The 7,709-nt window shown below is 64.6% G+C and carries 7 protein-coding genes; all 7 read right to left on the reverse strand.

Translation table 11 applies throughout. The features are described 5' to 3' along the window. Positions 1 to 918 (reverse strand): ABC transporter permease (locus EN749_RS25635; protein ID WP_145991003.1); only part of this gene is annotated, 918 nt, incomplete at its 3' end. After that, the gene (locus EN749_RS25640) at positions 915 to 1,970 is read right to left on the reverse strand and encodes an ABC transporter permease (RefSeq protein WP_127808761.1); all 1,056 of its coding nucleotides are present in this window, start codon (positions 1,968 to 1,970) and stop codon (positions 915 to 917) included. The genes EN749_RS25635 and EN749_RS25640, both read right to left, overlap by 4 nt. A 224-nt stretch (positions 1,971 to 2,194) precedes the next feature. Continuing rightward, complete coding sequence (locus EN749_RS25645) at positions 2,195 to 3,706, reverse strand: ABC transporter ATP-binding protein (RefSeq protein WP_128364209.1); 1,512 nt, start codon at positions 3,704 to 3,706, stop codon at positions 2,195 to 2,197. 273 nt (positions 3,707 to 3,979) lie between these two features. Next, entirely contained in the window at positions 3,980 to 5,011 is a 1,032-nt protein-coding gene (locus tag EN749_RS25650) for a BMP family protein (RefSeq protein WP_128308793.1), read from the reverse strand. Between the two features lie 154 nt (positions 5,012 to 5,165). After that, on the reverse strand, positions 5,166 to 6,371 hold the full coding sequence (pcaF, locus tag EN749_RS25655; RefSeq protein WP_128364210.1) for a 3-oxoadipyl-CoA thiolase: 1,206 nt from the start codon (positions 6,369 to 6,371) through the stop codon (positions 5,166 to 5,168). Between the two features lies 1 nt (position 6,372). Beyond that, positions 6,373 to 7,170: a CoA-transferase subunit beta gene (locus tag EN749_RS25660; RefSeq protein WP_127398818.1), complete on the reverse strand. Its 798-nt coding sequence runs from the start codon at positions 7,168 to 7,170 to the stop codon at positions 6,373 to 6,375. Continuing rightward, positions 7,167 to 7,709 (reverse strand): CoA-transferase (locus EN749_RS25665; protein WP_145991004.1); only part of this gene is annotated, 543 nt, incomplete at its 5' end. The genes EN749_RS25665 and EN749_RS25660, both read right to left, overlap by 4 nt.

Genomic DNA, 7,709 nt, shown 5'->3' on the forward strand with positions numbered 1-7,709 from the left:
GAGCAGCGCCGACGGTGCCACCGCGTTGCGCGACATCACAGCCATGGCGACGATGGTGAAGATGAACGGCAGCATCAGGAACGCCTCGTAGGGAATGTGCCCGAGCCCGCTGGCCTGCATGCGCAGTTGCAGCGCATCGACGAAGGCGAACAGCAGCGCCGCGCCCGCCGAGCGCCACGGATCCCAGCGGCCGAACACGACCAGCGCGATCGCCACCCAGCCGCGCCCCGAGACGACGCCGAAGGTGAAGGCGTTGAACTGCGCCATCGACAGGAAGGCGCCGGCCAGCCCCATCAGCGCACCACCGAGGATGACTGCCTGGAAGCGCGTGGCGATGACACTGATCCCCGCCGAATCGGCGGCCCGCGGATTTTCGCCGACCATGCGCACCGACAGACCCCATGGCGTGCGATAGAGCACGAAGGCGGCGAGCGGAATGGCCAGGATCGCCATGTAGACCAGCGCGAACTGGTTGAACACCGCCGTCCCGAGCACCGGGATGTCCGACAGAAGCGGGATCGGCAGCGTCTGAAACCCCTTGATGTTGGGCGGCACCGACTGCTGGCCGAAGATCAGCCGGTAGAGGAAATAGGCGAGGCCCGACGAGAACAGCGTCACGCCGATGCCGCAGACATGCTGGCTGAGGCCGAGCGCCACGGTGAACAGCGCATGCAGCGCACTCATCAGCATGCCGGTCAGCACCGCAGCCAGCACGCCGAGCCACAGGCTGCCGCTGAGGCTGGCGGCGGTAAAGCCGGTCATCGCCGACAACAGCATGATGCCTTCGATGCCGAGATTGAGCACGCCAGCCCGCTCCGAGAACATTTCGCCGAGCGTCGCGAAAGCCAGCGGCGTGGCAATGCGGATGATCGCGGCCAGGAAGCCGACCTGGAATATCTGTTCGAATACCGCGCTCATCGGGCAACTCCGACGCGACGGATGCGATAGGCGGTGAACAGCAGCGCCACCAGCATGGCAAGCAATGCGGTGCCCTGGATGACGTCACTGAGGAAGGCCGGAACGCCGGTCGCCCGCGACATCGCCTCGGCGCCGGTCATCACGGCGGCAAGGAAGATCGCCGCCGGCACCACGCCGAGCGGGTTGAGCCGCGCCAGCATGGCAACGACGATGCCGGAATAGCCGTAGCCCGGCGAGATGTCGCTCATCACCTGGAAATGCACGCCGCCGACCTCGCCGACGCCAGCCAACCCGGCCAGCGCGCCGGACAGCAGCGCCGTCGAGATCAGCACCCGCTCGACATGGATGCCGCCATATCTGGCGGCTTCCGGGTTTTCGCCGGTGACCCTGATCCTGAAGCCGAGCGTCGTGCGCACGATCAGGAACCAGATCAGCGGCGCCGCGATCAGCGCCGCGACGACGCCGAGATGCAGTCTTGTGCCTTCGAGCAGCACCGGGAAATTGGCCGAATCCTCGATCGGCGGCGAGATCGGATAGCCGCTGAAGGAGTCCTTCCACGGGCCTTCGATCAGCGCCATCAGCGCATAATAGATGACCGAGTTGAGCAGCAGCGAACTGACGACATCGTCGACCTTGAATTTTACTCTGAGCGTCGCCGGCACCAGCGCGACTGCGGCTCCCGCCGCGGCACCGGCGACCGCCATCAAGACCATGGCGAGTGGTCCCGGCATTGGAATGGCACCGACGAAGCAGCCGGCCACCGCGCCGGCCAGCAATTGGCCCTCGGCGCCGATGTTCCAGAATTTGGCCCGGAAGGCGACCGCGACCGCCAGTCCGGTGAAGATCATCGGTGTTGCACGGACCATCGTTTCGGTGATCGCATAGCTGTCGCCCAGCGACGCCGTGAACATCACGCCATAAGCTTCGAGCACGCCGGCGCCGGCCAGCGCGATGAGGCCGCTGCATAGGATGAGCGTCCCGCCGATCGCCAGCAATGGCAGAGCGAGGTTGAACCAGGCAGGTGTGCTTGTGCGGGCTTCCAGGCGGAACATTAGGCGGCACCCTCTGTTCTGTCTGTCGAACAAGAATTCTGACGAAGAGGGACCCCCACCCCTAGCCCCTCCCCACAAGGGGGAGGGGAACTTTCGCAGGCGTTGACCACGACAAAACAGCAGAAGTCTGGGCTCGGAAGCTGTGTGAGCGGCGCGCGGCAGCATCCCCCTCCCCCTTGTGGGGAGGGGTTAGGGGTGGGGGTCAGCGCCGCCAGAAGGTCCATCTAGGCTCTCCCCTCCGCCCCGGTCATCATCAAGCCGAGCCGCGCTATCGTCGCATCGGCGCTGTCGAGCGTGCCGACGATGCGGCCCTCATACATCACCGCGATGCGGTCGCAGAGCACCAGCAGCTCTTCGAGATCCTCGCCGATGACGATGATGCCGCAGCCCTTGGTCCGCATATCGAGGATCTTTTCGTGGATGAAGCGCGCAGCGCCGATATCGAGCCCGCGCGTCGGCTGCGAGACAACAAGCACCTTCGGATCGAAGGCAAGCTCGCGTGCCAACAATGCCTTCTGCAGATTGCCGCCGGACAATGCGCCGGCCTGGGTCATCGGCCCAGGGCACCTGATATCATAGGCCTTGATCTGCGCCTCGGCAAAGGCGCGGATCGCATCCCGCTTGAGCAGGCCCTTGCTGCTGAACGCCGCGGTGCCGATGCGAGGCAGCACCATCGAATCGGCGAGCGGCAGATTGGTCACCAGCCCTGTGGTCATGCGGTCTTCCGGGATACGTCCGAGCCCGAGCGCCTGCACCTCGCGCGGCGAAAACCGAGTGACCTTGCTGCCGGCAAACGTCATCTGGCCGGCATCCGGCGAACGTGTCCCGGAGATCACCTCCGCCAGCGCCCGCTGGCCATTGCCCGACACCCCGGCAATGCCGAGGATTTCGCCGGCACGGACGGCAAGCGATACGTCGCGCAGCGGCGTGCCGGAATGATGCGAGGTGGAAATGCCGTCGAGTGTCAGCACATCAGCACCTGGCGTCGATGGCCCCCGCGCCGGCGGCACGATCTCATGGCCGCACATCAGTGTTGCCATCTCCGAGGATGTCGTGTTGGCCGGGTCATCGACGCGGCCGGCAACGCGGCCATGCCGCAGCACCGTGCAGCGATGCGTCAGCGCCCGCACCTCGTTGAGCTTGTGCGAGATGAAGATGATGCCGAGACCTTGCGCCGCCATAGAACGTAACGCCGAAAACAGCCCGTCGACCTCGCTTGGCGCCAGCACCGCTGTCGGCTCGTCGAGGATCAGCAGCCTGGCGCCACGAAACAGAGCCTTGACAATTTCGAGCCGCTGCTGCTCGCCGACCGACAGCGCCGAGACCGGCAGGTTCGGGTCAAGCATCAGCCCATGCTGGCGGCCGATCTCGGCCAGCCGCGCCAGCCCGCCGGCGCGGTCGATCCGTCCTGTCTTGCCGGGGATGCCGATCAAAAGATTTTCCAGCACAGTCAGCCGCGGCGCGAGGTGAAAATGCTGGTGCACCATGCCGATGCCGGCGGCCAGCGCATCGGCGGAACTGGTGATTCGCACCGGCTTGCCCTGGATGAGGATTTCCCCAGCATCGGGCGCATAGGCGCCGAACAGCACATTCATCAGCGTCGTCTTGCCGGCGCCATTCTCGCCCAGCAGCCCGAGGATCTCGCCGGGTGCCACGCTGAGATCAACGGCCTCGTTCGCCTTGACGGCGCCGAAGCTCTTGGTGATGCCGCGCATTTCGATGAGGGGGGCGGGCAAGGGTGCTCCTGCGGAGAGATGGCGCGGTTCTTTCACGCTCCCCCTTGTGGGGGTGAGAAGTGTCCGCGCAGCGGGCGAAAAGCCAATTGCTTGGCTTTTCGGACTTCGAACGCCCCGAGCCTGTGAAGGGCCGGGCTGACAACTGGCGAGCCTGCCGGGTCCCCGCTGCTTCGCAGCGTCCCAGCGTTCGCTGGCCTTTCATCGTGCCACTGGCACGATGAATTCGCCTGCGGCGAACCGGTCGCTCACCCCCACAAGGGGGAGGGTAAAGAATCAATCCGAAACCGGCGTATTCTCGTCCACATCCACCCGGAAATTGCCTTCGAGGATCTCGGCCTTCTTCTTCTCGACCAGCTCCTTGACGTCCGCCGGCAGCGTCTTGTCGAACTTGTGGTAGGGCGCCAGATGCGAGCCACCCTTGGCCATGCGCGAGAAGTCGCCATAGTCCTGCGCGGTGAAGACGCCGGCCCTGACCAGTTTGATCGCCTGCTCGACCGTCGGATACATATCCCAGACCGGCCCGGTGATGACCGTGTCGGGACCGAGGCTCGACTGGTCGGACATGTTGGAGATGGCAAGGATCTTCTTGTCCACCGCGGCTTCGATGACGCCAAAGCGCTCGGCATAGATGACGTCGACACCGGCGTCGATCTGCGCGACCGCCGCTTCCTTGGCCTTCGGCGGATCGAAGAAGGAACCGATGAAGGCGACCTTCTTCTTGATGTTGGGATTGACCTCCCTAGCGCCGGCGAAGAAGGCGTTGACCAGCCGGTTGACTTCCGGAATGCCCATCGCCGCGACGGCGCCGATCGTGCCCGACTTCGACATCTTGCCGGCGATCAATCCGGAGAGATAGGCCGGCTCGTGGATCCAGTTGTCGAAGACGCCGAAATTGGGTTCCGCCGGGCCGGCGCCGGAGCCGAACAGCCAGGCGGTCTTCGGGAATTGCTTGGCGGTGCGGCGCGATTCACGCTCGGCGGCGAAGGCATCGCCCAGCACCAGCTCATAGCCGCCTTGCGCATATTCGCGCATGACGCGGCTGAAATCGGCGGTCTGCACCTTCTCGGACCATTTGTATTCGATGCCGAGTTCCTTCTCGGCCCTCTGCAAGGCGACATGGATCTGGTTGTCCCACGGCTCCTCGATCGGCGTGGCGAAGATCGCCGCCACCTTCAGCTTCTTGTCCGCCGCGAAGGCTGCGCCTGGCAATATCGCTGCCGCCAAACCGAGCGCGCCCAGCTCCAGCACATTGCGTCGCGAAAGCCCTTCGCGTTTTATCTGCGATTTATTGTTCCGGTTTTCCATTGCATTCCCCTCTGTTCGACAGCCGTGTCGAGCCGGCTGTTCGTGAAAATGTCAGACGGGGAAGTATGGAACGACGCCAGACTTTTGTCCACGTGGTCAAATTTGAACCGCGCACCGGATTCTTGATCTTAGCCGGCCAAGCAAGGGCCGCCGATCAAACCCGTTCGAGCGCGATCGCGATGCCCTGGCCGACACCGATGCACATCGTGGCAAGCGCATAACGGCCGCCACGTTCGCGAAGCTCCAGCGCCGCCGTGCCGGAGATGCGGGCACCCGACATGCCCAGGGGATGGCCAAGCGCGATGGCGCCGCCATTCGGGTTGACGTGTTCCGCATCCTCGGCAATGCCAAGCTGGCGCAATACGGCGATGCCTTGCGAGGCAAAGGCTTCGTTGAGCTCGATGACATCGAACTGTTTTGGCGTCAGGCCAAGCCGCGCGCAGAGTTTTTGCGTCGCCGGCGCCGGGCCGATGCCCATGATGCGCGGCGCCACACCTACGGCGGCCCCGCCGAGAATGCGGGCGATCGGGGTCAGGCCATATGTCTTCACCGCCGCCTCGGAAGCGACGATCAGCGCCGCCGCCCCGTCATTGACGCCGGAGGCATTGCCGGCCGTGACTGTGCCGCCCTGGCGGAACGGCGTCGGCAGCTTGGCCAGCGCCTCGACCGTTGAGCCAGCGCGGGGGTGTTCATCCTTGCTGACAATGATCGCATCGCCCTTGCGCTGCGGGATGGTCACTGAGGTGATCTCCTTCGCCAGCCTTCCATTGGCTTGGGCCGCGACCGCCTTCTCCTGGCTGCGCACGGCAAAGGCGTCCTGGTCCGCGCGAGAGATGGCGAACTCCTCCGCTACGTTCTCGCCGGTCTCCGGCATCGAATCGACACCGTACTGCTTCTTCATCAGCGGGTTGACGAAGCGCCAGCCGATGGTGGTGTCGTAAATCTCGGCATTGCGCGAGAACGCCGTGTCGGCCTTGGGCATGACGAAGGGCGCCCGGCTCATCGATTCGACACCGCCCGCGACCATCAGCTCCGCCTCGCCGGCCTTGATGGCTCTGGCTGCGATGGTCAGCGCATCCATGCCGGAGCCGCAAAGGCGATTGACCGTCGAGCCGGGAATCTCTTTCGGCAGACCTGCCAGCAGCAGCGCCATGCGCGCCACGTTGCGGTTGTCCTCGCCGGCCTGGTTGGCACAGCCATAGACGATGTCGTCGACAGCCTGCCAGTCGATGCCGGGATTACGCTCGACCAATGCCCTCAGCGGTATCGCGCCAAGATCGTCTGATCGTACCGAAGACAGCGAACCGCCGAAGCGGCCGATCGGTGTGCGGATGTAGTCGCAGATATAGGCCTCGGCCATGTCATGCAGCCTTTGCTTTTCCGGTTCCCTCATGCGCCGCCTTGGTGCGGGCCTGCAGGTCGCGCAATGTCTTGAGTTCGAGTTCGCTTGGCGCCGGTGTTTCGTCAAGCGCCTCTGCGAACTTAACCGCCCAGCCACAGGTGTCCTTCACCTGCTGGCGGGTCACGCCGGGATGCAGCGACACGACCGTGAATTCCTTGCTCACCGGATCCGGCTTCCAGATGGCAAGATCGGTGATCAGCAGCGTCGGGCCGGCGGTGTCTATGCCAAGCCGTTTTCGATGGTCACCACCCTCGCCATGGCCGAAGGAGGTGAAGAAGTCGATCTTCTCGACCATGCCGCGCTTGGTCTGCGCCATGGTGATGTAGATCTCCTTCGACGACGTCGCGATCTCCGGCGCGCCGCCGCCGCCGGGCAGCCGGGTCTTGGGATGGAAATAGTCGCCGATGATGGTGGTGTTGATGTTGCCGAACTTGTCGAGCTGCGCCGCACCAAGGAAGCCGATCGAGATGCGGCCGCCCTGCAGCCAGTAGCGGAACATCTCCGGCACCGCGACGGTGGTGATAGCGGTCTCGCACAATTCGCCGTCGCCGATCGACAGCGGCAGCACGTCAGGCGCGGTGCCGATCGTGCCGCTCTCGTAAATCAGGGTGATGTCAGGCGCATGCGTCAGCCGCGCCACATTGCAGGCGGCCGATGGCGCGCCGATGCCGACGAAGCAGACATCGTCGTTGCGCAGCGCGCGGCTGGCGGCGATGGTCATCATCTCGTTGGGGGTGAATCCCGGATTGTCGCTCATGCCGCTTTCCTCAAATGCTCGACCCGGGCCGCGAAATCGTCGGCGCTCTTCTCGATCACGTAGACCTGCATCCACGCCTGGAATTTCTCGCGGTCGGCGGCGATCTCGTCCCATTCGAGATAGGCCGCATTGTCGCGCGCATAGTAGCCATGCGCGTAGGAGGGATGCGAGCCGCCGGGCACGACCGATATCGCCGCGATCGTCCAGCGCGGCAGCACGGTCAGATTGGGGTGCAGATCGTCGAAATTGTCGACGACTTCCTCGACGGTCACCACAGCGCGTTTGGCCGCCAGCACCGCTTCCTTCTGAATGCCGATGATGCCCTCGACCAGCACATTGCCTTTCCTGTCGGCCTTCTGGGCATGGATGAAGGTGACGTCAGGCCGGATCGAAGGGACAGCGGCCAGCACCTCGCCGGTGAACGGACAGGTCACCGACTTGATGTTCGGGTTGACCGCCGCGAGGCCAGCACCGCGATAGCCGCGAAACACCGCGCAGGGCAGGCCGGCAGCACCCGCTTCATAGGCATTGGCCATGCC

The organism is Mesorhizobium sp. M7A.F.Ca.ET.027.02.1.1, from assembly GCF_004022985.1.
Classification (GTDB): domain Bacteria; phylum Pseudomonadota; class Alphaproteobacteria; order Rhizobiales; family Rhizobiaceae; genus Mesorhizobium.

What these genes read in the sequence shown, in the direction of transcription:
- EN749_RS25640 (WP_127808761.1), bottom strand. Translation starts at nt 1,970, where the DNA reads ATGTTCCGCCTGGAAGCCCGCACAAGCACACCTGCCTGGTTCAACCTC.
- EN749_RS25660 (WP_127398818.1), bottom strand. Translation starts at nt 7,170, where the DNA reads ATGAGCGACAATCCGGGATTCACCCCCAACGAGATGATGACCATCGCC.
- EN749_RS25650 (WP_128308793.1), bottom strand. Translation starts at nt 5,011, where the DNA reads ATGGAAAACCGGAACAATAAATCGCAGATAAAACGCGAAGGGCTTTCG.
- pcaF (WP_128364210.1), bottom strand. Translation starts at nt 6,371, where the DNA reads ATGGCCGAGGCCTATATCTGCGACTACATCCGCACACCGATCGGCCGC.